General features: G+C 70.2%; 21 protein-coding genes. 2 read left to right on the top strand and 19 right to left on the bottom strand.

Translation table 11 applies throughout. From position 1 onward, the window contains the following. Positions 1-31 precede the first annotated feature (31 nt). From murG to ASF45_RS13750, 16 genes are all read right to left on the bottom strand, one after another. Positions 32-1,111, bottom strand: a complete 1,080-nt coding sequence (murG, locus tag ASF45_RS13825) for an undecaprenyldiphospho-muramoylpentapeptide beta-N-acetylglucosaminyltransferase (protein WP_056663018.1) — start codon at positions 1,109-1,111, stop codon at positions 32-34. Then, the gene (gene ftsW / locus ASF45_RS13820; RefSeq protein ID WP_056663016.1) at positions 1,108-2,367 is read right to left on the bottom strand and encodes a putative lipid II flippase FtsW; all 1,260 of its coding nucleotides are present in this window, start codon (positions 2,365-2,367) and stop codon (positions 1,108-1,110) included. Before ftsW ends, murG begins: the two co-directional genes overlap by 4 nt. Beyond that, positions 2,364-4,076, bottom strand: a complete 1,713-nt coding sequence (gene murD, locus ASF45_RS13815) for a UDP-N-acetylmuramoyl-L-alanine--D-glutamate ligase (protein WP_056663014.1) — start codon at positions 4,074-4,076, stop codon at positions 2,364-2,366. The genes ftsW and murD overlap by 4 nt, the downstream gene beginning before the upstream one ends. Continuing rightward, on the bottom strand, positions 4,073-5,251 hold the full coding sequence (gene mraY / locus ASF45_RS13810) for a phospho-N-acetylmuramoyl-pentapeptide-transferase (RefSeq protein ID WP_056663012.1): 1,179 nt from the start codon (positions 5,249-5,251) through the stop codon (positions 4,073-4,075). Before mraY ends, murD begins: the two co-directional genes overlap by 4 nt. After that, complete coding sequence (gene murF / locus ASF45_RS13805; protein WP_056663008.1) at positions 5,241-6,623, bottom strand: UDP-N-acetylmuramoyl-tripeptide--D-alanyl-D-alanine ligase; 1,383 nt, start codon at positions 6,621-6,623, stop codon at positions 5,241-5,243. The genes mraY and murF overlap by 11 nt, the downstream gene beginning before the upstream one ends. Beyond that, positions 6,617-8,128, bottom strand: a complete 1,512-nt coding sequence (locus ASF45_RS13800) for a UDP-N-acetylmuramoyl-L-alanyl-D-glutamate--2,6-diaminopimelate ligase (RefSeq protein WP_056663005.1) — start codon at positions 8,126-8,128, stop codon at positions 6,617-6,619. The genes murF and ASF45_RS13800 overlap by 7 nt, the downstream gene beginning before the upstream one ends. Next, positions 8,128-9,870 (bottom strand): penicillin-binding protein 2, encoded by a 1,743-nt coding sequence (locus ASF45_RS13795; RefSeq protein WP_056663002.1) that lies wholly within the window; start codon positions 9,868-9,870, stop codon positions 8,128-8,130. Before ASF45_RS13795 ends, ASF45_RS13800 begins: the two co-directional genes overlap by 1 nt. Beyond that, positions 9,867-10,208: a cell division protein FtsL gene (gene ftsL / locus ASF45_RS13790; RefSeq protein ID WP_056662999.1), complete on the bottom strand. Its 342-nt coding sequence runs from the start codon at positions 10,206-10,208 to the stop codon at positions 9,867-9,869. The genes ASF45_RS13795 and ftsL overlap by 4 nt, the downstream gene beginning before the upstream one ends. Positions 10,209-10,302: 94 nt before the next feature. Continuing rightward, entirely contained in the window at positions 10,303-11,244 is a 942-nt protein-coding gene (rsmH, locus tag ASF45_RS13785; protein WP_056662997.1) for a 16S rRNA (cytosine(1402)-N(4))-methyltransferase RsmH, read from the bottom strand. 9 nt (positions 11,245-11,253) lie between these two features. Beyond that, the gene (gene mraZ, locus ASF45_RS13780; protein ID WP_056662994.1) at positions 11,254-11,688 is read right to left on the bottom strand and encodes a division/cell wall cluster transcriptional repressor MraZ; all 435 of its coding nucleotides are present in this window, start codon (positions 11,686-11,688) and stop codon (positions 11,254-11,256) included. A 282-nt stretch (positions 11,689-11,970) separates the two neighbouring features. Next, a complete protein-coding gene (gene hslU, locus ASF45_RS13775; protein WP_056662992.1) occupies positions 11,971-13,329 on the bottom strand; it encodes an ATP-dependent protease ATPase subunit HslU in 1,359 nt (452 codons plus the stop codon). 4 nt (positions 13,330-13,333) lie between these two features. After that, positions 13,334-13,879: an ATP-dependent protease subunit HslV gene (hslV, locus tag ASF45_RS13770; RefSeq protein WP_056662989.1), complete on the bottom strand. Its 546-nt coding sequence runs from the start codon at positions 13,877-13,879 to the stop codon at positions 13,334-13,336. A 70-nt stretch (positions 13,880-13,949) separates the two neighbouring features. Then, positions 13,950-15,509, bottom strand: a complete 1,560-nt coding sequence (locus ASF45_RS13765; protein WP_056662986.1) for an STAS domain-containing protein — start codon at positions 15,507-15,509, stop codon at positions 13,950-13,952. 32 nt (positions 15,510-15,541) lie between these two features. Next, positions 15,542-16,276 carry an RNA polymerase-binding protein DksA gene (dksA, locus tag ASF45_RS13760; RefSeq protein ID WP_369802138.1) on the bottom strand — a complete coding sequence of 245 codons (735 nt, stop codon included), beginning with the start codon at positions 16,274-16,276 and terminating at the stop codon, positions 15,542-15,544. A gap of 144 nt (positions 16,277-16,420) precedes the next feature. Then, complete coding sequence (locus ASF45_RS13755; RefSeq protein ID WP_056662984.1) at positions 16,421-17,476, bottom strand: GTP-binding protein; 1,056 nt, start codon at positions 17,474-17,476, stop codon at positions 16,421-16,423. 59 nt (positions 17,477-17,535) lie between these two features. Further along, positions 17,536-18,732, bottom strand: coding sequence for a class I SAM-dependent rRNA methyltransferase (locus ASF45_RS13750; RefSeq protein WP_056662981.1), 1,197 nt, complete (start codon positions 18,730-18,732; stop codon positions 17,536-17,538). A 41-nt stretch (positions 18,733-18,773) separates the two neighbouring features. Between ASF45_RS13750 and ASF45_RS13745 the strand changes: the two genes are divergently transcribed. Continuing rightward, positions 18,774-19,307, top strand: coding sequence for a hypothetical protein (locus ASF45_RS13745; protein WP_056662977.1), 534 nt, complete (start codon positions 18,774-18,776; stop codon positions 19,305-19,307). Positions 19,308-19,314: 7 nt separating this feature from the next. Here ASF45_RS13745 and ASF45_RS13740 read toward each other — a convergent pair whose 3' ends face one another. Genes ASF45_RS13740 through dapF form a run of 3 tightly spaced genes read right to left on the bottom strand, consistent with a single transcriptional unit; the run spans position 19,315 to position 21,811 of the window. Beyond that, the gene (locus ASF45_RS13740; protein ID WP_056662972.1) at positions 19,315-20,241 is read right to left on the bottom strand and encodes a tyrosine recombinase XerC; all 927 of its coding nucleotides are present in this window, start codon (positions 20,239-20,241) and stop codon (positions 19,315-19,317) included. A gap of 11 nt (positions 20,242-20,252) precedes the next feature. After that, positions 20,253-20,945, bottom strand: coding sequence for a DUF484 family protein (locus tag ASF45_RS13735; RefSeq protein WP_056662970.1), 693 nt, complete (start codon positions 20,943-20,945; stop codon positions 20,253-20,255). After that, complete coding sequence (gene dapF / locus ASF45_RS13730) at positions 20,942-21,811, bottom strand: diaminopimelate epimerase (RefSeq protein ID WP_056662967.1); 870 nt, start codon at positions 21,809-21,811, stop codon at positions 20,942-20,944. The genes ASF45_RS13735 and dapF overlap by 4 nt, the downstream gene beginning before the upstream one ends. 89 nt (positions 21,812-21,900) lie before the next feature. Between dapF and ASF45_RS13725 the strand changes: the two genes are divergently transcribed. Then, the gene (locus tag ASF45_RS13725) at positions 21,901-23,544 is read left to right on the top strand and encodes an MBL fold metallo-hydrolase (RefSeq protein ID WP_056662964.1); all 1,644 of its coding nucleotides are present in this window, start codon (positions 21,901-21,903) and stop codon (positions 23,542-23,544) included. The last annotated feature ends 3 nt before the right edge of the window (positions 23,545-23,547 follow it).

Genomic DNA, 23,547 nt, shown 5'->3' with positions numbered 1-23,547 from the left:
ACGAAATGGATGGAATGACGGATGGCGTGCTTCATGGGCGGGCCAATGCTTCGATCTGGTCGGCGACACGTGCGGCCGCCTGGGGTTTTGCCAATGCGCGCGCCTTGGCCGCCATGGCCTGCAGTGCGTCGCGCGAGAGTCCGGCCAGCAGCTGCGCTAGCCGGCCCGGGGTCAATTCGGTTTGGGGCAGGTGCATGCCGGCGCCCTGCCCGGCCAGCCACTGCGCGTTGTCGCGCTGGTGCGACGTGGTGCTGACGATCAACGGCACCAGCACGGCCGCCACACCGGCCACGCAGAGTTCGCTGACAGTGATCGCACCGGCGCGGCAGACCACCACGTCGCAATCGGCCAGGGCCTGGGCCATGTCCTCGATGAAGGGCACGGCCTGGGCCGTGGCACCGGCACCGGCAGCGGCATAGGCCTGGGCCACGGCTGCATCGTTGCCCTGGCCGCACTGGTGCAGCACCTGGGGGCGCTGCGCCGGCTCCATGGCTGCCAGCGCCTGGGGCAGGCAGTCGTTGAGCACGCGCGCGCCCAGGCTGCCGCCGACGACCAGCACGCGCAACGGACCACTGCGGCCGGCAAAGCGTTCGGCCGGCGCCGGCAGGGCCTCGATCTCGCGGCGCACCGGGTTGCCGGTGACCTGCGATTTCTTGACGCGGGCCACGTCCGGCCCGTCGAAGCCGAAGGCGACAAAGTCGGCCACCGGCAGCAGCGCCTTGTTGCTCATGAGCAGGGCCGCATCGGCATTGACCAGCGCCAGCGGCTTGCCGAGCGCGGCCGCCATCAGCCCGCCTGGGAAGCAGACGTAGCCGCCCATGCCTAGCACCACATCGGCGCGGCGCCGGCGCAGGATCTGCAGGCAGGACCAGAACGCCCCCAGCATGCGCATGCCACCGGTCAGCGTGTGCACGAGGCCCTTGCCACGCAGGCCCGAGAAGCCGATCGTGTCCAGCGCGATGCCCGAGGGCGGCACGAGGCGGTTTTCCATGCCGGTGCGCGTGCCCAGCCAGCTGACGGTCCAGCCGCGCGATTGCAGCTCGCGCGCCACCGCCAGGCCCGGCATCACGTGCCCGCCCGTTCCCGCCGCCATGACGACCAAGTGGCTCATCCGCCGCGGCCCCCGTGCATGAGTTGCCGGCTCTCGTAGTCGATCCGCAGCACCACCGCGATGGCCACTACATTGAGCAGGATGGCCGAACCGCCGAAGCTCATGAGCGGCAGCGTGAGCCCCTTGGTGGGCAGCGCGCCCAGGTTCACGCCCATGTTGATGAAGGCCTGGAAGCCCATCCACACGCCGATGCCCTGGGCCACAAGGCCGGAGAACACGCGGTCCAGCGCGATGGCCTGGCGGCCGATGTGCATGATGCGGCGGATCAGCCAGAAGAACAGCACGATCACGCAGACCACGCCGACCAGGCCGAACTCCTCGCCGATCACGGCCAGCAGGAAGTCGGTATGGGCTTCGGGCAGCCAGTGCAGCTTCTCCACGCTGCCGCCCAGGCCCACGCCAAAGATCTCGCCGCGGCCGATGGCGATCAGCGAATGCGAGAGCTGGTAGCCCTTGCCCAGCGCGTGCTTCTCGTCCCAGGGGTTGAGGTAGGCGAAGATGCGCTCGCGCCGCCACTCGGAGGTCAGGATCATGAGGCTGAAGGCGGTCAGCAGCACGGCCGCGATCAGGAAGAACATGCGCGCGTTGACGCCGCCCAGGAACAGGATGCCCATGGCGACGATGGCGATCACCATGAAGGCGCCCATGTCGGGCTCCAGCAGCAGCAGCACGCCGACCAGCGCGATGGCCACGCCCATGGGCAGCACGGCGCGCCAGAAGTTCTCCTTCACCTCCATCTTGCGGACCATGTAGGCCGCGGCATAGAACACCACGGCGAGCTTGGCCAGCTCGGACGGCTGGAAGTTCATGATGCCGATGGAGATCCAGCGGCGCGCGCCGTTCACACCCTTGCCGATGAAGGGCACCAGCACCAGCACCAGCAACGCGACCGAGAACACGAACAGCCAGCCGGAGTACTTCTCCCAGGTCTGCATCGGCACCTGGAAGGCCAGCAGCGCAGCGACGAAGGCCACGCCGATGGCGATCGCGTGGCGGATCAGGAAGTGGGTCTGGGTGTAGTTCTTGAAGCGCGGGTTGTCCGGCATCGCGATGGAGGCCGAATACACCATCACCAGGCCCCAGGCCAGCAGCGCGACGCAGACCCACAGCAGGGTCTGGTCGAAGCCCAGCACGCGCACGGGTGTGGCGCGCGTCTGCGCGTAGCCGCCCAGGCCCAGGCGCACGGGCAACGCGTCGGCGGCGGCCTGCGGCAGGCCGCGGAACCAGTTGGGCAGGCGCAGCGAGGGCAGATTCACAGGGAGCCTTCCATGGCCACGCCAGCGGCGTCGGCCAACACGCCCACCGCGGCGCGGAAGACCTCGGCGCGGTGTTCGTAGTTGCGGAACATGTCGAAGCTGGCACAGGCCGGCGACATCAGCACGGCGTCGCCGGGTTGGGCGCGGTCGGTGGCCAGGCGCACGGCCTCGTCCATGCTGGATGCGTCGTGCAGACCGACGCCGGCCTCGGCCAGCGCGGCACGGATCAGCGGCGCGTCGCGGCCGATCAGCACCACGGCGCGCGCGAAGGCGGCCACGGGCTGCGCCAGCGGCGCGAAGTCCTGGCCCTTGCCTTCGCCGCCCAGGATCACGACCACGCGGCGCTCGGCGCCCAGGCCGTTCAGCGCGGCCACGGTGGCGCCCACGTTGGTGCCCTTGCTGTCGTCGAAGTACTCGATCTCCTCGACGAGGGCGATGGGCTCCACGCGGTGCGGCTCGCCGCGGTATTCGCGCAGGCCGTAGAGCATGGGCGCCAGCGCGCAGCCGGCGGAATGGGCCAGCGCCAGCGCGGCCAGCGCGTTGACGGCGTTGTGCCGGCCGCGGATGCGCAACGCGTCGGCCGGCATCAGGCGCTGCAGGCTCAGTTCCTCGGGCGCCTCGGAGCGCTTGCGCTTCAAGCCATCGCTCTCGCGTGCGCGCACCAGCCAGGCGATGCCGTTGACGACTTCCAGCCCCCAGTCGCCCGGGCGCTGCGGCAGTTCGGCGCCGAAGCTCTGGTGGTCGCGCTGCACGGGCTTGGCCTTGGAGCCCTTGGCCACCACAGGCTTGGGCAGCATGGCCATGACTTCGGCGTCGTCGCGGTTGAGCAGCATCAGCGTGCGCGCGCCGAAGATGCGGGCCTTGGCCTGGGCGTAGGCGGCCATGCTGCCGTGCCAGTCCAGGTGGTCCTGCGTGAGGTTGAGCACGGTCGCGGCCGTGGGCTCGAACTGGCTGGAGGCGTCCAGTTGGAAGCTGGACAGCTCCAGCACCCAGACCTCGGGCAGGTCCTGGGCCGCGATACGCGCGGCCAGCGTGTCCAGCAGCGTGGGGCCGATGTTGCCGGCCACGGCCACGCTCTTGCCGGCGCGCTCGACGAGCTGGCCGGTCAGCGAGGTCACGGTGGTCTTGCCGTTGGTGCCGGTGATGGCCAGCACGGCCGGACGGTAGCCGGTCTCGACGGGCGGCGGCGCGATGGGCGGCAGGCTGGTGTCGTCGTCGTCGGACAGCACGGGCGCGGCCGGCGGCGGGGCCGACTCGGACGGCGCGGTGTCGTCGGACGGGTCGGCGTGGATGGGTTCTTCCGCCTGCTCGGGCTCCTGCGCTTCCTGCTCCGGGGCATCTTCGGCCTCGGCGGGCAGTTCTGCGTCGCGCAGGTCCTTGATCGCCTGTGCGAACAGGTCGAGTTCGCCGCCGACGAACAGGCCGATGGCGCGCGCGGCGTCCAGCACCGGTGCCAGCTGTGCGGGCGACAGGCCGGGCGAGCGGTAGACGGCACGCACGTCCTGGCCTTCGACCAGGGCCGCGCCGAATGCGCCAGCGACGAAACGCACCTGCGGCAACTCGGCCTGCAACTGGGCCAGTTGCGGCGGCGCCTCGCGCGTGTCGGCCACGGTCACGCGCGCACCATGGGCGGCGCACCAGCGCGCCATCGCCAGGCCGGACGCGCCCAGGCCCAGGATCAGCACGGAGAGGTCTTGAAGGTGTTTCATCGCAGCTTCAAGGTGGACAGGCCGATCAGGCACAAGAGCATGGTCACGATCCAGAAGCGCACGACGACCTGCGTCTCCTTCCAGCCGCTCTTCTCGAAGTGGTGGTGCAGCGGCGCCATCTTGAGGATGCGCCGGCCCTGGCCGTACTTCTTCCTGGTGTACTTGAACCAGCTGACCTGGATGATCACGGACAGCGCCTCGACCACGAAGATGCCTCCCATGATGGCCAGCACGATCTCCTGGCGCACGATGACCGCGATGGTGCCGAGCGCCCCGCCCAGCGCCAGCGCGCCCACGTCGCCCATGAAGACCTGGGCCGGGTGCGCGTTGAACCACAGGAAGGCCAGGCCCGCGCCGGACATGGCGGCGCAGAAGATCATGAGTTCGCCCGCGCCCGGGATGTTGGGCAGCAGCAGGTACTTGGCGAACACGGCGTTGCCGGTCACGTAGCAGAACAGGCCCAGCGCTGCACCGACCAGGATGACGGGCATGATGGCCAGGCCGTCCAGCCCGTCGGTCAGGTTCACGGCGTTGGACGCGCCGACGATGACCAGGTAAGTCATCACCACGAAGCCCAACACGCCCAGCGGGTAGCTGACTTCCTTGAAGAACGGCACCTGCAGGCCGGCCTTGGGCGGCAGGCTCAGGTCGAAGCCGGACTGCACCCAGGCCATGAACAGCTCGAACACGCGCTGGTTGGAGTTCTCCGAGATCGAGAACACCAGGTAGACCGCGGCCACCAGGCCAATCAGCGACTGCCACAGGTATTTCTCGCGCGAGCGCATGCCCTCGGGGTCCTTGCGGACGACCTTGCGCCAGTCGTCGACCCAGCCGATCGCGCCGAAGCCGAAGGTGACCAGCATCACGATCCAGACGAAGCGGTTGGACAGATCGAACCAGAGCAGCGTGGACAGCGCGATGGACAGCAGGATCAGCACGCCGCCCATGGTCGGCGTGCCGCTCTTGGCCAGGTGCGCCTCGATGCCGTAGCCGCGGATCGGCTGGCCGATCTTGAGTTCGCGCAGCCTGCGGATCACGAACGGGCCCATGCCGATGCCGATGACCAGCGCGGTCATGGCGGCCATCACGGCGCGGAAGGTGATGTACTGGAACAGGCGCAGGAAGCCCAGTTCGGGCGACAGCGTCTGCAGCCATTGGGCCAGGCTAAGCAGCATGGGCACCCTCCTGCTGCAGTGCCTCGACCACACGCTCCATCCTCATGAAGCGCGAGCCCTTGACCAGCACGCTGGCCACCTGCGGTGCGCGCGCGCGCACCGCGGCGATGAGCGCCTGGGCGTCGTCGAAATGTGCGGCTCCGGGGCCGAAGGCCGCGACCGCGCCTGCGCTCTGCGCACCCAGCGCGAGCAGGTGCTCGATGCCGGCCGCACGCGCCTGCGCGCCGGCTTCGGCATGGAACTGCGGGCCGGCGTCGCCGACCTCGCCCATGTCGCCCAACACCAGCAGGCGCGGGCCCGGCAGCGCGGCCAGCACGGCGATCGCGGCGGCCACGGAATCGGGATTGGCGTTGTAGCTGTCGTCCACCAGCGTGCGGCCGCCGGACAGCGCCAGCGCGCGCGAACGGCCCTTGACCGGCTCGAAGGCCGCCAGGCCTGCGGCGATGGAGGCGATCGGCACCCCGGCCGCCAGCGCGCAGGCCGTGGCGGCCAGCGCGTTCTGCACGTTGTGGCGGCCGGCGATGCGCAGGCGCAGCGCGAAGCCGCCCTGCGGCGTGTGCACGCGCACCTGCCAGGCGCCGCCGGACCAGCGCGGCTCGTCGGCGCGGACTTCGGCGCTCGCGCTGTCCAGGCCGAAGGTGATGACGCGGCGTTGGCCGGCCATCTCGCGCCACAGCGGCAGGTAGGTATCGCCGGCTGGCAGCACCACGGTGCCGCTCGGCGGCAACGCGGCGATGACGGAACCGTTCTCGCGCGCCACGGCCTCGATGGTGGCCATGAACTCCATGTGCTCGCGCTGCGCGTTGTTGACCACGGCCACCGTGGGCTGGGCGATGGCGCCAAGCAGCGCGATCTCGCCCGGATGGTTCATGCCGAGTTCGACCACGCCCAGCCGGTGGCCGGCGCGCAGGCGCAGCAGCGTGAGCGGCAGGCCGATGTCGTTGTTGAAGTTGCCCTGGGTGGCGAAGGCGGCCTCTCCGACCGCCGCGCGCAGGATGGCCGCGACCATTTGCGTGACCGTGGTCTTGCCGTTGCTGCCCGTCACCGCCACCAGCGGCAGCGTGAACTGGGCGCGCCAGCCGCGCGCCAGCGCGCCCAGTGCGGCGACCGTGTCGTCGACCTCGATGCAGGGCAGGCCATGCACGGCAAAGCCGCCGCTGGCGCCGCGCAGGCACAGCGCGGCCGTGGCGCCGGACGCCTTGGCCTGCGCCAGCATGTCGTTGGCGTCGAAGCGCTCGCCGCGGATCGCGACGAACAGGTCGCCGGCCGCCAGCGTGCGCGTGTCGCTGTGCACCCGGGCACAGCGCACGGCGCCGTCACCCTGCAACGCGCCGCCGGGAATCCAGGCCAGGGCCTGGTGCAGGCTCAGCATGCAACACCTCCGGCCCGGGCCGACAGCGCGGCTTCGGCCTGTGCGCGGTCGGAGAACGGCAGCTTGGCGCCGGCGATCTCCTGGGTGGTCTCATGCCCCTTGCCGGCCAGCAGCACCACATCGTGTGCGGCGGCCTGGGCCAGGGTTTCGGCGATGGCGCGGGCGCGGTCGGCCTGCACCCGCGCCTCGCGACGGTGGGCAAGGCCCGCAAGAATCTGCTCGATGATGCTCTCCGGGGTTTCCTGCCGGGGGTTGTCGCTGGTCACGACGACGCGGTCGGCCGTGCGCTCGGCCACGGCGCCCATCAGCGGGCGCTTGCCGGCGTCGCGGTTGCCGCCGCAGCCGAACACGCACCAGAGCCGGCCGCCGCGGGCCTCGGCCAGCGGGCGCAGCGCGTGCAGCGCCTGCTCCAGCGCGTCGGGGGTGTGGGCGTAGTCGATGGCCACCAGGGGCTGGCCGTCCAGCGCGATGCGCTCCATGCGGCCCGGCACGGGCAGCAGCGCCGTGCAGGCCGCGACGGCGTCCGCCAGCGCGAAGCCCAGCGCGCGCAGGGCGCCGATGACGCCCAGCAGGTTGTTGACGTTGTACTGGCCGATCAGCGGCGTGGCCAGGTGGACGGCCTCGCCGCCTTCGCGCACCGTGAAGGCCAGGCCACCGTCGGCGTAGCCGATGTCGGTGGCCACCAGGCGTGCGGCGCCCTGGGCCGAGACCGTCCACAGGTCCAGCGCACCGGCGGCCAGCCGGTCGGCCAGGCCGCGGCCATGGCCGTCGTCCACGTTGACGACGGCGGCCTGCAGGCCGGGCCAGGCGAACAGGTCGGCCTTGGCCTGCCAGTAGGCGGCCATGGAACCGTGGTAATCCAGGTGGTCCTGCGTGAAGTTGGTGAAGATGGCCAGGCGGATGCGCGTGCCGTCCAGCCGCCGCTCGGCGATGCCGATGGACGAGGCCTCGATGGCGCAGGCCGCCAGGCCCGTGTCCACGAACTGGCGCAGCCGCGCCTGCAACAGCACCGGGTCGGGCGTGGTCATGCCGGTGGACACCAGGGCCGGCGGCACGCCCGTGCCCAGCGTGCCGACCACGGCGCAGCCACGCGGCTCCACACCGGCGGCCTGCTGCGCCTGCGTGAGTGCCTGGGCCAGCCACCAGGCGGTAGAGGTCTTGCCGTTGGTGCCGGTCACGGCCAGCAGGTCCAGCGCCTGCGAGGGTTGTTCATAGTAGGCCGCAGCGATCGGGCCGGAGCCGGCCTTCAGGCCATCGAACGCGGCCACGGCTTCGCCACCGAAGCCATAGGCTTCGCTGCCTGCGCGCTCGACCAGGCAGGCCACCGCGCCCTGGGCCAGCGCCTGCGGCACGAAGCGCCGGCCGTCCGTGGCCGCGCCGGGCCAGGCGATGAAGCCGTCGCCGGGGCCGACCTGGCGGCTGTCGGTGTGCAGCACGCCCGTGACGCGGCTGCGCAGCCAGGCTGCGCAGTCGGCGACGGTGGCGATGCTGGCCAGTGCTGGCATCAGAACGACTCCTCCACGGTGGTCGCGACCACCTGGGGCTTGACGGCCATGTCGGGCTGCACGCCCATCATGCGCAGCGTCTGCTGCACCACTTCGCTGAACACCGGGGCGGCCACCGTGCCGCCGTAGAAGGTGCCGTTGCTGGGCTCGTCCACCATCACGCCGACGATGATGCGCGGCTTGTCGATGGGCGCCATGCCCGTGAACCAGGCGCGGTACTTGCCCACCGCGTAGCCCTTGCCGGCCTGCTTGCGCGCCGTGCCCGACTTGCCGCCGACCGAGTAGCCCACGGTCTGCGCCAGCTGGCCCGTGCCGCCGGGGCCGGCCGCCATCTGCAGCATGTGGCGCACAGCGGCCGCATTCTTGGCCGAGAACACCTGCGTGCCGACCGCCGGCTCGCTGTGCTTGAGCATGGTCACGGGGATGATGGAGCCGTCGTGCGCGAAGGCCGTGTACGACTGCACCATCTGGAACAGCGAGGCCGACAGGCCGTAGCCGTAGGCCATGGTGGCCTGCTCGACCGGCTTCCAGCTCTTCCAGGGGCGCAGCCGGCCCGTGACGGCACCGGGGAACTGCACCTGCGGCTTCTGGCCGTAGCCCAGCGCCGTGAAGGTGTCCCACATCTCGTGCGGCGTCATCTTCTGGGCGATCTTGAGCGCGCCGACGTTGGAGGACTTCTGGATCACGCCCTCGACCGTCAGCGTGCCGTAGTTGTGGGTGTCGCTGATCGTGAAGCCACCGAGCTGGAAGCGGCCCGGGTTGGTCTCGATGATGGTCTGCGGCGTGACGCGGCCGGCCTCCAGCGCCATGGCCACGGTGATGGGCTTCATGGTCGAGCCGGGCTCGAAGGTGTCGGTGATGGCGCGGTTGCGCAGCTGCTCGCCGGTCAGGTTGCGGCGCTGGTCGGGCACGTAGCTGGGGTAGTTGGCCAGCGCCAGCACCTCGCCCGTGACGGCATCGAGCACCACCACGCTGCCGGCCTTGGCCTTGTGCTGGGCCACGGCGTCGCGCAGCTTCTGGTAGGCGAAGAACTGCACCTTGCTGTCGATGGACAGCTGGATGTCGCGCCCGTCCACGGGCGGCACCTCGTCGCCGATGTCCTCGACCACGCGGCCGAGCCGGTCCTTGATCACGCGGCGCGAACCGGCCTTGCCCAGCAGCTCGTGCTGGAACGCCAGTTCCACACCTTCCTGGCCCTGGTCTTCGACATTGGTGAAGCCGACCACGTGGGCCGAGGACTCGCCTTCGGGGTAGTGGCGCTTGTACTCGGGCCGCTCGTGCACGCCCTTGATCTTGAGCGCCATGATCTGCTGCGCGATCGGCGCATCGACCTGGCGGCGCAGCCAGACGAAGGTCTTGTCCTCGTCCTCCAGGCGCTTGTTGAGGTCGGCGATGGGCATGTCCAGCAGCTTGGCCAGCTGGCGCAGCTTGGCCGGGTCGCGGTCCACTTCCTCGGGAATGGCCCAGATGCTGGCGGCCACCACGCTGCCGGCGAGCAGCAGGCCGTTGCGGTCGAGCACGCGGCCGCGGCTGGCCGGCAGCTCCAGCGTGCGCATGAAGCGCACCTTGCCCTGGCGCTGGAAGAAATCGTTCTCGATGACCTGGATGTAGGCCGCGCGCGCGGTCAGGCCGACGAAGCCCAGGGCCAGCGCGGCCACCACGAACTTGCTGCGCCACACCGGCGTCTTGCCCGCGAGCAGCGGACTGGAGGTGTAGCGCACGCTACGGCTGTTGCGGCTCATCGCCGGGCTCCCGGACGTTGCGGCGCCGCCGCTGCCGAGGCCGCGGGGGCGGCGGGCAGCGGGATCAGGGCGCCGGTGCTGGCACTGACGTATTGCGTGATGGCCGGCGTGGTGGTGCGCATCTGCAGCTGCTCCTTGGCGAGCTTTTCCACGCGCAGCGGCGTGGCCTGGCCCCGGCGCTCGACCTGCAGGCGATCGAACTCCACGTCCAGCCGGCGCGCCAGCCGGGTCTCGCGGTCCAGCTGCACTGTGAGGTTGCGCGACTCGTACTGCGTGCGCACGAGGTACATGGCGCTGGCCATCACGGCCAGCAGCAGCACGAGGTTGAGCCGGGTCATAGGGCCCCCACGCTTGTCACTGCGTGTACTACGCTGCCCCCCGAGGGGGTCGCGTTCCGCCTCGGGGCGGCCCGGCGGCAGAACTTCGCTTCGCTCATGCGCCCGTCCTCTCGGCCACGCGCATGACCGCACTGCGCGCGCGCGGGTTGGCGGCGACCTCGGCCGCCGAGGGCATCACGCGGCCCAGCGACTTCAGCGGCATGGCCGCGCTCTTGCCCAGCATCCAGTCGGGCGAGCGGCGGTCCACCGTCTCCTTGGCGTGGCGCGCGACGAACTGCTTGACGATGCGGTCTTCCAGCGAGTGGAAGCTGATCACCGCCAGCCGGCCGCCCGGCGCAAGCACGCGCAGGGCCGCGTTCAGCGCTTGTTGCAGCTCTTCAAGCTCGGCGTTGATGTGAATCCGAAGAGCCTGAAATGTGCGCGTTGCAGGGTCCTTGCCCGGCTCGCGGGTTTTGACCGCGCCAGCCACGAGTTGGGCCAGCTCGGCGGTGGTTGAAACAGGGCCCCGTTCTTGTCGGCGAGCAACAATCGCCTTTGCAATCGGAACAGCAAACCGTTCTTCGCCATAGTCACGAATCACCTCCGCGATGGTTGTGGTGTCGGCCGTGGCAAGCCACTCGGCCACGCTAGCGCCGCGCGTCGTGTCCATGCGCATGTCCAGCGGCCCATCGGCGCGGAAGCTGAAGCCCCGCGCCGGATCGTCGATCTGGGGCGAGCTGACGCCCAGGTCCATCAGCACGCCGGCCACGCTGGCCTCGGGCAGCTCGCCCAGGGCATGGAAGGCCTGGTGCCGAATGGAAAAGCGCGGGTCGGCGATCTGCGCCGCGGCCGCCACGGCCTGCGGGTCGCGGTCGAACGCGACCAGCCGGTCGTCCGGGCCCAGCCGCGACAGCAGGAGGCGGCTGTGGCCGCCGCGGCCGAAGGTCGCGTCCACGAAGGTGCGTGCCGCACCCGGTGCCGGCTGCGCCTGCTTGTTGAAAAGAGCCTCGACTGCTTCGTTCAACAAGACGGTGGTGTGAATCCATGAGGTTTCCACCGCCGGCCCTTAGAAGTTGATGCCCTTGAACGCTTCGGGCGGCGGCGCCTTCAGCGCCTCGGCTTCCTTGGCCTGGTAGGTCGCCTTGTCCCACAGCTCCAGGTGGTTGCCCATGCCCAGCAACACCGTGTCCTTGGTGATGCCGACCGCCTCGCGCAGTTCGGGTGCGACCAGCACGCGGCCGCTGGCGTCCATGTCGACGTCCATCGCGTTGCCCAGAAAGAGGCGCTTCCACCAGTGGGCTTCGGCCGGCAACGCGACGATCTGGGCGCGGAACAGTTCCCACTCGGGTCGCGGATAGACCATCAGGCAGCCGTGCGGATGCCTGGTGATGGTCAACGCGCCCTTGCCGCCAGCCTCCGATTCGAGCGCAGGCCGATACCGGGTCGGCATGGATAGCCGACCCTTTGCATCGAGACTGAGCGACGAAGGCCCTTGAAACACCGCGCACCACCTTGGGTTCGTGCTGGGGAAAATTGGGCTGAAATAGCCCTGACACCCCACAAAACTGCACCTTTTCCCACTGTAGCACCAAACGCGCGGGCCACCCGATGGGTGGCCCGTCTTTTTGTAATCAAATCAATGACTTAGCTAGCAGAAACGCAGCGCCGCAAAAGAGTAAAAATCGTTAAAAATGAAGCACTTAGCACGAATATTCAATGTGCGTGCTGAGCTTCGCGATTTCGACCCACTGGCTGCATACACAGGTGACGCCTGGTACGCGGTTCACAGAATATAGCGCGACAGATCCTCGTCCCGGCTCAGCGCGTCGAGACGTGCATTGACGTAGGCGGCATCGACGACGACGGTCTGTCCATCGAGCTTGGTGGCCTCGAAGCTGACCTCGTCCAGCAGCCGCTCCAGCACCGTGGACAGGCGCCGCGCGCCGATGTTCTCGGTGCGCTCGTTGACCTCGTAGGCGATGTGGGCCAGGCGCGTGACCCCCTCGGGCGTGAACTCCAGCGTGACGTTCTCGGTCGCCAGCAGCGCCTGGTACTGGCGCACCAGCGAAGCGTGGGTCTGCGTGAGGATGGCCTCGAAGTCCTGCACCGACAGCGACTGCAGCTCCACGCGGATCGGGAACCGGCCCTGCAGCTCGGGGATCAAGTCGCTGGGCTTGGACAGGTGGAAGGCGCCCGAGGCGATGAACAGGATGTGGTCGGTGCGCACCACGCCGTACTTGGTGGTCACGGCCGTGCCTTCGACCAGCGGCAGCAGGTCGCGCTGCACGCCCTGGCGCGAGACCTCGCCGGCCTGGCCCTCGCTGCGCGAGGTGACCTTGTCGATCTCGTCGATGAAGACGATGCCGTTCTGCTCGGCGTTGTGCACGGCCTCGAGCTTGATCTCTTCCTCGTTGACGAGCTTGGCCGCCTCCTCCTCGGTCAGGAGCTTCATGGCCTCGCCGATGCGCAGCTTGCGCGTCTTGCGCTTGGACTGGCCCATCTGGCTGAACATGCCGCGCAACTGCTCGGTCATTTCCTCCATGCCGGGCGGACCCATGATCTCCAGCGCCTGCTTGGCATCGGCCACGTCGATCTCGATCTCCTTGTCGTCCAGCAGGTGCTCGCGCAGCTTCTTGCGGAAGGCTTGGCGCGCCGTGCTGTCCACCGGCTTTTCGGCCGGGCTGCTCGCGGAAAAGCCGAAGGAGGCGTCGGTGGCCGGCAGGCGCGCGGGCGGCAGCAGCACGTCGAGCACGCGCTCCTCGGCGGCGTCCTCGGCGCGCGTGCGCATCTTGCGCATGGCCTGCTCGCGCGTTTGCTTGACGGCCGAGTCGACGAGGTCGCGGATGATGGAATCCACGTCTTTGCCGACATAGCCGACCTCGGTGAACTTGGTGGCCTCGACCTTGATGAAGGGCGCATCGGCCAGCCTGGCCAGGCGGCGCGCGATCTCGGTCTTGCCCACGCCCGTGGGGCCGATCATGAGGATGTTCTTGGGCGTGATCTCCACGCGCAGCTTTTCCTCGACCTGCTGGCGGCGCCAGCGGTTGCGCAGCGCGATGGCCACGGCGCGCTTGGCGTCCTTCTGGCCGACGATGTGGCGGTCGAGCTCGGAGACGATCTCCTGCGGGGTCATCGATGACATGGGATTACAGGACCTCGACCGTGTGGTGCATGTTGGTGTAGATGCAGATCTCGCCGGCGATGCCGAGCGACTTGCGCACGATGTCCTCGGCCGACAGCTCGGTGTTCTGCAGCAGTGCGATGGCGGCCGACTGCGCATAGGCGCCGCCCGAACCGATGGCCACGATGCCGTGCTCGGGTTCGAGCACGTCGCCGTTGCCGGTGATGATCAGCGAGGCCGTGTGGTCGGCCACGGCCAGCATGGCTTCGAGCCGGCGCAGCACGCGGTCCGTGCGCCAGTCCTTGGTCAGCTCGATGGCCGCGCGCGTCAACTGGCCCTGGTGCTTCTCGAGCTTGGCCTCGAAGCGCTCGAACAGCGTGAAGGCGTCGGCGGTGGCGCCGGCGAAGCCCGCCAGCACCTTGCCCTGGTGCAGCTTGCGCACCTTGCGGGCCGAGCCCTTGACGACGATGTTGCCCAGCGTGACCTGGCCGTCACCACCGATGGCGACCTGGACGCCCTGGGGTGTGGACCGGCGCACGCTGACGATGGTGGTACCGTGAAATTGCTCCATCGGATGGACCTGGGGTTGGATGCGTGAAAAACAAGCGGCTGGCGCGCAGCGCCGGCCGGGCGCGACCGCTTCAGTGGCTGCGCGGCAGGAGGGTGGCGTGGTCGGCCAGGCCGATCACATGGAAGAAGACAGCCACGAGCCGGTGCAGTCCGCGGAACTCCAGCCGCTGCCCGGCGGCCTGTTGGGCCGCGGTCCAGTTCAGCACCGAGCCGGCGGCGGCGAAGTCGATGCGCACCAGGTCCGCGCAATCCACCACCAGCGGCTGGCCGGCAGTGGGCGGCGCACCCATGGAAACCAGTGCGCCCAGTGCGTCGCCGGTCACCACGCCAGCGAGCCGCACGGCAGGCCCAGGCCCATCGTTGGCTGCGGCCTGGCCGCGAGCGCCGGCAGCATCCGACGCGGCCAGGCTGCAACGCCCGTCCTCCCAGGGCGGCGGCGCCACCTCATAGGTGATGCAGTAGTCGAGCGCGACGAGGTCGAACTCCTCGGGCCGCTGCGTCAGCCGCAACCAGGCCAGGCGCAGCCGCCACCACGCGGCGGGCTGCGCGCGCTGCCCCGACACGGTGTGGTGGCGCAGCAGCTGCTCCAGCCGCGGGCTGCCCCGCGCCGACAGGCGCAGCGGCTGGTCGGCCAGCCGGGACAACAGATCGGCCAGCGGCCCGAGCGCGGGCGGTTGCACCGCGTCGAGAGCGCCCCAGTCCAGCTGCACGGTGTCGCCGCGGAACTCGGCGAGCTGCACGGCCAGCGCCGTGACCTGGGCCGCATCCAGCAAGGCCGGCGCCGTCCAGGCGAGCGCGGCGCCGGCGGCCGGCATTGCGCGGTCCGGCGCGCCGATCACCGCCCAGGCCGGCGCCTGGCGCTGGTGGCGCACCGTGAAGTCGATGGCCATGGCCTCGAAGCGGCCCTGCTGCGCCGTGGCACGGTAGAGGTCGAACAAGGCCGCCCAGGCGCGCAGGGCCACGGGCACCGGCGTCTGCGCCTCGGCCAGCGCGAGCAGTGCCGCCTCGCAACCGGCGTCGTCGCCATTGGCGAAGCGGATCGCGGCCTCCTCCAGCCCGGGGTCGGCCACGAACTCGCCGCCTTGGGCGCCAGCGCCCAGCGACCAGTCCACATCCGGCAGCATGTCTTCGGGCGGCGCCTCGGCCAGCAAGGCCTCGCGCGGCTGGATGTCGGTGGCCGCGAAGTCGGTGACGCGGGCCTCGGCCGGCTGCGGCTCGGCATTGACGGTGGGCGAGAACCGGGGCACGGCGGCGGCAGCGTCGCGCGGCGGTTGCCACGGTTGGCGCACCATCTGCGCCTCGATCTCGTCGATCTTCTTGAGCGTGCCTTCGCGCTGGCCGGGGGCGGATGGCCGGCTGCTGTCGAAGAAACCGGAATCGTCCAGCGCCATCGGCGTGGCGGACGCGCCCACGGCGCTGCGCTGGCGCAGCTTGCGCAGCTGGTCGAACTCACGCTTGCGCACGAAGTCGTTCGCGCGCTTGCGCTCGATCATCTCCTTGAGCACATGCTTGTTGTACTGGCTGTCGCGTTCGTCCAGCTGGTCCAGCTCGGACCAGTTGACCATCGGGTTGCGAACGAACTTGACGACCTTGGACAGCAGTCCGCCGGGCGGTGGCGCGTCTTGGGCCATGGGCGTGGCGGAACGAAAGGCGGAACGGGACCTCAGTCGCCGAACATCTTCTGCTTGAGCTCGCGGCGCTGCTGCGCTTCCAGCGACAGCGTGGCCGTGGGGCGGGCCAGCAGGCGGCCAACGCCGATGGGCTCGCCGGTCTCGTCGCAGTAGCCGTAGTCGCCAGCGTCGATGCGGGCGATGGACTGCTCGATCTTCTTGAGCAGCTTGCGCTCGCGGTCGCGCGTGCGCAGTTCCAGCGCGTGCTCTTCCTCGATGGTGGCGCGGTCGGCCGGATCGGGCACGACCACGGTGTCCTCGCGCAGGTGCTCGGTGGTCTCACCGGCGTTGTTGAGCATGTCCTGCTTGAGCGTGACCAGCTTGAGGCGGAAGAAGGCCTGCTGCTTCTCGTTCATGTACTCCGAATCCGGCATGGACAGGACTTCAGCGTCGGTCAGTTCCTCGGCCGACTTGGTCTTCCAGTTGTTGGCCAGCTTGGGGTCCTTCTTGGACACAGCGGCGGAGGGCGGCGGAGCGATCATGGGAGACGACATATCTTGCAGAAAACTGGCTTTGGCGGCGGTGGAGGCCACCGCAGGGGCCATCGATGGTACGGTGATTTGCGAGAGCCGCGAAGCCCTGCCGGCACGGGCGGGCATGGGGGCCGCTGCGGGCTCCGCAGCGGGTGCCGACGCCTTGGCCGCCTTCTTGGCGGGCGTGGGCGCGGCCGGTGCAGGCGCCTCCTGCGGCTTGGCCGCAGCCTTGGTCTTGGCGGATGGTTCTTTCACTCGGCGCCTCCTTGCGGGTTGGCGGAACCCGGTGCCAGCGATTCCAGCACCAGGCAGGTCCAGCTACCGCCCGCAACGTCGGCACGGTTTATACCCGCAATAGGGGCCTTTTCCGCGCCAGCGCGAAACTTTGTGGCGCCGGCCTCAAACCAGGCACTGCTCCAGGCCCTGCAGGAAGATGTCCTTGGGCAGATCGATGCCGATGAACACCATCTTGCTGGTGCGCGCCTCGCCCTCGGCCCAGGCCGGCCCCAGGTCGCTGCCCATGAGCTGGTGCACGCCCTGGAAGATGACCTTGCGCTCGGTGCCCTGCATGTGCAGCACGCCCTTGTAGCGCAGCATGCGCGCGCCGTAGATGTTCACCACGGCACCCAGAAAGTCCTCCAGCTTGGCGGGGTCGAAGGCGCGGTCGGCGCGGAAGACGAAGCTCTTGACGTCGTCGTCCGTGTGGTGGTGGTGCCCATGGCCGTGCTCATGCGCGTGCGAGGGGTGGTCGCAGTGCTCGCCGTGTTCATGGTCGTGGTGGTGATGGTCGTGCTCGTCTTCCTTGAGGAAGTCGGGGTCGATGTCCAGCTTGGCGTTGAGGTTGAAGCCGCGCAGGTCGAACACCTCGGACAGCGCCACCTCGCCGAAATGCACGGCCTTGTGCGGCGCGCGCGGGTTCATGTGCTTCAAGCGATGGACCAGCGCGTCGACCTCGTCCTGGGCCACGAGGTCGGTCTTGCTGATGAAGATCTGGTCGGCGAAACCGACCTGACGGCGCGCCTCCTGGCGTTCGTTGAGCTGCTCGGCGGCGTGCTTGGCGTCCACCAGCGTCAGGATGGAGTCCAGCAGGTAGCTCTCGGCGATCTCGTCGTCCATGAAGAAGGTCTGCGCCACCGGGCCGGGGTCGGCCAGGCCGGTGGTTTCGATGACCACGCGCTCGAAGTCGAGCTCGCCCTTGCGCTTCTTCTCGGCCAGCATGGCCAGCGTGGAACGCAGGTCTTCGCGGATCGAGCAGCACACGCAGCCGTTGTTGAGCTGGATGATCTGCTCGCCGGGCTCGGAGACCAGGATCTCGTTGTCGATGTTCTCCTCGCCGAACTCGTTCTCGACGACGGCGATCTTCTGGCCATGGGCCTCGGTCAGCACGCGCTTGAGCAGCGTGGTCTTGCCCGAGCCGAGGAAGCCGGTGAGGATGGTGGCGGGAATCAGGGCCATGGGGGTCTCGCTAACGACGAAAGGCGGGGAGTTTAAAGAGCTTGCGTGGCGGCTGCCGGTCAGCGCCGCATGACCACCAGCCCCTTGAGGTAGTCGCCCTCGGGGAATTCGATGGTCATCGGGTGGTCGGGCGCGGCGCCCGTGCGCTGCACGATGTAGCCGTCCACGCCGGCGTCGATGCCGGCGCCGGCCACGATCTTGTGGAACAGGTCGGGCGCGATGCCGCCCGAGCAGGAGTAGGTGAACAGCACGCCGCCGGGCTCCAGCAGGCCCAGCGCGAGGCGGTTGATGTCCTTGTAGGCGCGCGCGGCGCGCTCGGCATGGGCCACCGTGGGCGCGAACTTGGGCGGATCGAGCACGATGGCGTCGAAGCGCCGGCCCTCGTCCTTGAAGCGGCGCAGCGAGGCGTTCACGTCGGCGTCCAGGCATTCGGACTGGTCGGCCGCAAAGCCGTTCAGCGCCACATGGGCCTGCACACGCGCCAGCGCCGGGCCGGACGAATCGATGGAGGTCACGTGCCCGGTCACGCCGGCCGCGCGCATGCCGGCCAGCGCCGCGACCGTGAAGCCACCCGTGTAGCAAAAGCAGTTCAGCACGCGCTGGCTACCGAGCCGGGCCACGGTGTCGGCGAACAGCTTGCGGCTGTCGCGCTGGTCCAGGTAGAAGCCGGTCTTGTGGCCGGTGGCGATGTCCAGCGTCAGCTTCCAGTCGTGCTCGGCGATGGTCAGCTCGGTCGCGCCCTCGCCGCGCAGCCAGCCGGTGGCCTCGGGCAGGCCTTCGAGGCCGCGCACGCTGGCGTCCGAGCGCTCGTACAGGCGCATGAGGCCCGTCAGCGCGCACAGTGCGTCGGCCAGTTGCGCCTTCCAGCGCTCGGTGCCGGCGGCGCCGAACTGGGCCACCAGCGTGTCGCCGTAGCGGTCCACCACCAGGCCGGGCAGGCCGTCGGCCTCACCATGGACCAGGCGCACGCCGTCGCTGCGGACATCGAAGCGCTGGCGCGCCGCGATGGCCTGGGCCAGGCGTTCGCGCAGAAAGGCCGCGTCGATGCGCTGGCCCTCTTCGAAGCTCCAGGCGCGCGCGCGGATGCGCGAGGCCGGGCTGAACGCGGCCCAGGCCAGGAAGCGGCCGTCGGCCGCCTCCACGCGCACGGTTTCGCCGGCATCGGCGCCGCCGCGGGCGATGGCCGATTCGAACACCCAGGGATGGCGGCGCAGCAAGGACTTTTCCTTGCCCTCGCGGAGACGGATGACTTTCATTGGCCGGGATTGTCGCTGCTGCACCCGCCGATACTGGGGGCATGAGCACCATCCAATTCCGGCGCCGGCTGATCGTCGTGCTGCTGCTGTGCACGGCCGCCATCGCCGCCCTGGTCCGGCACCAGGCCGATCCCGGCTCCACCGTGCACGATGTCAGCACTGTCCTGATGCTGCTGTGGCTGCCGGTGCTCGGCAGCATCCTGGGCTGGGTCTACGGCAAGCTGCTGCGCAAGCCGCCACCGCCGCCCGAAGGCTTCGCGCCAGGGCAGGCCTTCCAGCCGCAGGCGCTGGTCACGTTCACGCTGCGCCCGGCCGCGATTCCCGCAGAAGACATCCCCGTGCAGGCCGGCGAGCACCGCTGCGTGCTGGTGGTCGGCAACCAGGGCTTCCAGATGCGCTGGCAGATGCCGCCCGGCGAAACCTTCCGCCGCGGTGAGCCGCGCGAGGCGGCGGTCGAATTCCTGGCGCCGCACAAGGCGCTGCCGCTGTTGCCGCAGGGCACGGCCTTTCGCATGATGGTCGGCGACGCCTTCGTCGGCGACGGCCGCGTGCTGCAGCAGTTGCCCGGCGCCTGAAGGCGCCTCAGCCGCCGCTCTTGCGGCGCGCGCGCGGATGCGCCGCGTCGTAGGCGCGGGCCAGGTGCTGGAAGTCCAGCCGCGTGTAGACCTGGGTGGTGCTGATGTTGGCGTGGCCCAGCAACTCCTGTACGGCACGCAGGTCGCCGCTGGACTGCAGCACATGGCTGGCGAAGGAGTGCCGCAGCATGTGGGGGTGCACGGGCGTGGCCAGCCCGGCCAGTTGGCTGCGCCGGCGCAGGCGCTGCCAGATCGATTGCGAGGTCAGCCGCGTGCCGTGGCGGCCCACGAACAAGGCCGGGTTCAGCGTGGCGCCATCGCCGCGCAGGGCCAGCCAGGCCTTGAGGGCACTGGTGGCGGACGCACCGATGGGCACGCTGCGCCGCTTGCTGCCCTTGCCCAGCACATGGGCCTCACCGGCATCCAGGTCGATCCAGCCGCGCGCCGTGCCGCTGGCGCGCACGTCCAGCCCGGTCAACTCGGCCACGCGCAGACCGGCGCCGTAGAGCAGCTCGACCATGGCGGCATCGCGCGCCTCCAGCCAAGGGTCGTCTGCCTCGCTGCTGAACTCGGCCAGCTGCACGGCCTCGTCCACGCCCAGCGCCTTGGGCAGCGGCTTGCCGGACTTGGGCGCGCGCACGTCCTGCACCGGGTTGGCCGCGACCAGGCCTTCGCGGCCCAGCCAGGTGTAAAAGCCGCGCCAGCCCGACAGGATCAGCGCGATGCCGCGCCCGCTGCGGCCCCCGCCGTGCATCTGGGCGACCCAGCGGCGGATGTGGGCGTTGTGCACAGCCACCAGCGCCACGGGCACGGCCTCGGCGTGGGCCCGGAGCTTGGCCAGGTCGGCCTGGTACAGCGCCAGCGTGCGCGCGGCCAGGCGGCGCTCGACGCGCTGGTGTTCGAGGTAGCGCTCGACCAGCGCGGCGTCGTCCATGGACGCTTGGCTTACTGCAGGCGCGACAGCGCGGCGCTGGCCAGTTCGGCGATGCGCTCGAGAAAGTCCGTGCCCATGCCGGACTCGAAGCGCTGCGGATCGGGCGAGGCCAGCACCAGCATGCCAAAGGCCGGCTCGGTGCTGTTGAGCTCGCCCACGCGCAGCGGCATCAGCACCACCGACATGGCCTGGGCCGGCTCGGGCAGCCATTGCACGGCGTCGAAGCCGGGGTTGACGCCGCAGAATGGCGCCGTCAACGAGGAGGCAAAGCTCTTGGCATCGTCGCTCACGCCCTGCGCGAAGCCGTGGCCGGCGTAGTCCGCCGTCACGCCCCAGACCTTGAGGGCCGCCTGCGGCACGCCGAACTGCGCCTGCACCTCGGCCACGATGCGCTGCGGCAGCTCCGCCGGCGCGCGCGTGCGCAGCAGGCTGCGCGCCCAGCGCTGCAGCTTGTCGGCGATCAGCACGTTCTCGTTGCCGTGGCGGATCATGTCCATGATCCGGTGCTCCAGGCCCTTGATCTTCTCGCGCAGCATCTCGGCCTGGCGTTCCTGCAGGCTCACGGCGCGGTTGCCGTGCGGGCTGGTCATCTGCACGGCCGTCAGCACCTCGGCGTGGCGCTCGAAGAAGGCCGGCGTGTGGATCAGGAAGTTGGCGATGTCGTCTTCGGTGATCGGGTTGTTGGCGTTCATGAGATGGTTCATTCCGGAATGTCGATTTCGCCTTCGAAGACGGTCTGCGCCGGGCCGGTCATGCGCACCGGAGTGCCCAAGCCCTCCCAGGCGATGGTCAGCACGCCACCGCGTGTCTGCACGTCGACCGGGCTGTCGAGCCAGCCCTGCTGGATGCCGCCCACCACGGCCGCGCAGGCGCCCGTGCCGCAGGCCAGCGTTTCGCCCGCACCGCGCTCGTGGACGCGCAGCTTCACGTTGCGCCGGTCCAGCACCTGCAGGAAGCCGGCGTTCACGCGGTTCGGAAAGCGCGGGTGGTGCTCGACCAGCGGACCCTGCTCTGCGACGGGCGCCGTGTCCACGTCGTCCACGCGCTGCACGGCGTGCGGGTTGCCCATGGACAGCACGGCCAGCTCCACGGTCGGGCTGTCGGCCTCCGTGCCCAGCGCCAATTTCCAGGGGCCGACGGCACTGGCGCCCTGCGGCGACAGGCCGGCGGCGTCGAAGGGCACCTGTGCGGCTTCGAACACGGGCGGACCCATGTCCACCGTCACGCGGCCATCCGCCCCCATGGACGGGGCGATCACGCCGGCCGCCGTGTGCACGCGCAAGGCGGCCTTGTCGGTCAGACCATGCTCGCGCACGTACTGGAAGAAGCAGCGCGCGCCGTTGCCGCACTGCTCGACCTCGCCGCCGTCGGCGTTGTGGATCACGTACTCGAAGTCCACGCCGGGGCCGGTGGAAGGCCGCACGGTCAGGATCTGGTCGGCGCCCACGCCGAAGTGCCGGTCGGCGAGAAAGCGGTACTGGTCCGCGCGCAGCCCGAGCCGGCCGCGCGTCTCGTCCAGCACCACGAAGTCGTTGCCGGCCCCGTGCATCTTGGTGAATCGGATTCGCATGGCGGGATTATCGCGGGCGGGCGCCGACCCTGTAGCCTATGGGACAGTCCCCCGAGCACCAAAGCGGGGCAGCCGGCAGAATCCGCGCCATGCCACGCTCCAGCCAACTGCTCCACCCGCAGCGCGACCCGGTCGTGCCGCGCCCCGCCGCCACCGTGCTGCTGCTGCGCGACACGCCGGCCGGCATCGAGGTGCTCATGACCCGGCGCTCGCTGACGGCCAGCTTCGCGCCCGGCGCCTTCGTGTTCCCGGGCGGCGCCATCGACGCGGCCGACCACGCGGCCCACGCCCAGGCCAGCCGCCGGCCCGGGCAGGACGACGCGCGGCTGACCCAGGCCATCGCGGCCGTGCGCGAGAGCTTCGAGGAATTGGGCGTGCTGCTCGCCCGCCGCGCCGACGGTCGCTGGGCGGATGCCGCCGACGCGGCCCGGCTCGATCGCCACGCACCGCTGCTGCCGCAGTGCGCCACCCTGGGCCTGAGCCTCGCGGCCGACCAGGTCTACGTGCTGGCCCATTGGATCACCGACCGCGACCTGCCCAAGCGCTTCGACGTGCCCTTCCTCGTCGCGCGCATGCCCGCGGGCCAGGAACCGGTGGCGGACGAAGCCGAGCAGTTCGAGCCCTGCTGGGTGCGCCCGGCCGATGCGCTGGCACGGCATGCAGCCGGCCAGTTCGAGATCATCTTCCCGACCATCCGCACCCTGCAGCGCCTGCAGGCCTACGCCACGGTCGATGCCGTGCTGGCCGCCTGCGCCGGCGAGCAGCCGCTGTGGACATCCTGCCCGCGCGCCGGCTTCCTGGATGGCGCCGAGGCCCGCTTCATGGAGCACGAAACGGCCTTCGGCGAACTGGCCATGGTCTGCCCCGACGGCCAGCTGCTGCACGCTCTGGACTGGCGCCACGACCGGCCCACGGCCCTGCTGCGCAACGTGCAGCGCCTGACCTGCGGCAACCCGGGCGTGATGACCGGCCCTGGCACCAACAGCTATCTGGTCGGCGATGCGGCCAGCGGCTACATCGCGATCGACCCAGGACCCTTGGACGAAGCGCACCTGGACCGGCTGTTTGCGGCCGCTGGCGGCGACATCCGCAGCATCGTCTGCACGCACTCCCACGCCGACCATTCGCCCGGCGCGCGACCGCTGGCCGAGCGCGTGGAGCGCGCTGGCCGCCCGCGCCCGCCGGTGCTGGGCCTGGCCTCGCGGCCAACCGCGCGCCCGGCCAGCCAGTTCACGCCCGACCGCGAGATGGAAGACGGCGAACGCCTGGTGCTGCAGGGCGACGGCCTCACGCACACGCTCCAGGCCGTCTTCACGCCCGGCCACGCCGCCAACCATGTCTGCCTGGTGCTGGAGGAAGATGCCCTGCTCTTCAGTGGCGACCATGTGCTGAACGGCAGCACCACCGTGGTGGACCCGCCGGACGGCGACATGGGGCAGTACCTGGCTTCGCTGGACAAGCTGGCCGCCGCCTGCGCCGCGTTCGGCATCGAATCCATCCTGCCGGCCCACGGCTACGTGCTGGGCGACGCGCCGGGCGCCATCGCCAAACTCAAGGCGCATCGCCTCGCGCGCGAGGCCAAGGTGCTCAAGGCCATGCGCGCCATCCCGGCCGGCAGCATGCGCGACTGGGTGGCCATCGCCTACGACGACGTGCCGCAGAAGATGTGGCCGGTGGCTGAGCGTTCCATGCTGGCGCATGTGGAGCACATCCGTGCCACCCAGGCGATCTGAGCC

This window comes from Pseudorhodoferax sp. Leaf265, from assembly GCF_001422365.1.
GTDB lineage: Bacteria > Pseudomonadota > Gammaproteobacteria > Burkholderiales > Burkholderiaceae_C > Pseudorhodoferax.
Note: the sequence above shows the minus strand (reverse complement) of the source record. Positions and strands in the feature narration are given on the sequence as shown.

Bases quoted from the DNA above. Each gene is read 5' to 3' on its own strand.
- murG (WP_056663018.1), bottom strand. From the start codon at position 1,111: ATGAGCCACTTGGTCGTCATGGCGGCGGGAACGGGCGGGCACGTGATG.
- murD (WP_056663014.1), bottom strand. From the start codon at position 4,076: ATGAAACACCTTCAAGACCTCTCCGTGCTGATCCTGGGCCTGGGCGCG.
- mraY (WP_056663012.1), bottom strand. From the start codon at position 5,251: ATGCTGCTTAGCCTGGCCCAATGGCTGCAGACGCTGTCGCCCGAACTG.
- murF (WP_056663008.1), bottom strand. From the start codon at position 6,623: ATGCTGAGCCTGCACCAGGCCCTGGCCTGGATTCCCGGCGGCGCGTTG.
- ASF45_RS13800 (WP_056663005.1), bottom strand. From the start codon at position 8,128: ATGCCAGCACTGGCCAGCATCGCCACCGTCGCCGACTGCGCAGCCTGG.
- ASF45_RS13795 (WP_056663002.1), bottom strand. From the start codon at position 9,870: ATGAGCCGCAACAGCCGTAGCGTGCGCTACACCTCCAGTCCGCTGCTC.
- ftsL (WP_056662999.1), bottom strand. From the start codon at position 10,208: ATGACCCGGCTCAACCTCGTGCTGCTGCTGGCCGTGATGGCCAGCGCC.
- hslU (WP_056662992.1), bottom strand. From the start codon at position 13,329: ATGTCATCGATGACCCCGCAGGAGATCGTCTCCGAGCTCGACCGCCAC.
- hslV (WP_056662989.1), bottom strand. From the start codon at position 13,879: ATGGAGCAATTTCACGGTACCACCATCGTCAGCGTGCGCCGGTCCACA.
- ASF45_RS13765 (WP_056662986.1), bottom strand. From the start codon at position 15,509: ATGGCCCAAGACGCGCCACCGCCCGGCGGACTGCTGTCCAAGGTCGTC.
- ASF45_RS13755 (WP_056662984.1), bottom strand. From the start codon at position 17,476: ATGGCCCTGATTCCCGCCACCATCCTCACCGGCTTCCTCGGCTCGGGC.
- ASF45_RS13750 (WP_056662981.1), bottom strand. From the start codon at position 18,732: ATGAAAGTCATCCGTCTCCGCGAGGGCAAGGAAAAGTCCTTGCTGCGC.
- ASF45_RS13745 (WP_056662977.1), top strand. From the start codon at position 18,774: ATGAGCACCATCCAATTCCGGCGCCGGCTGATCGTCGTGCTGCTGCTG.
- ASF45_RS13740 (WP_056662972.1), bottom strand. From the start codon at position 20,241: ATGGACGACGCCGCGCTGGTCGAGCGCTACCTCGAACACCAGCGCGTC.
- ASF45_RS13735 (WP_056662970.1), bottom strand. From the start codon at position 20,945: ATGAACCATCTCATGAACGCCAACAACCCGATCACCGAAGACGACATC.
- dapF (WP_056662967.1), bottom strand. From the start codon at position 21,811: ATGCGAATCCGATTCACCAAGATGCACGGGGCCGGCAACGACTTCGTG.
- ASF45_RS13725 (WP_056662964.1), top strand. From the start codon at position 21,901: ATGCCACGCTCCAGCCAACTGCTCCACCCGCAGCGCGACCCGGTCGTG.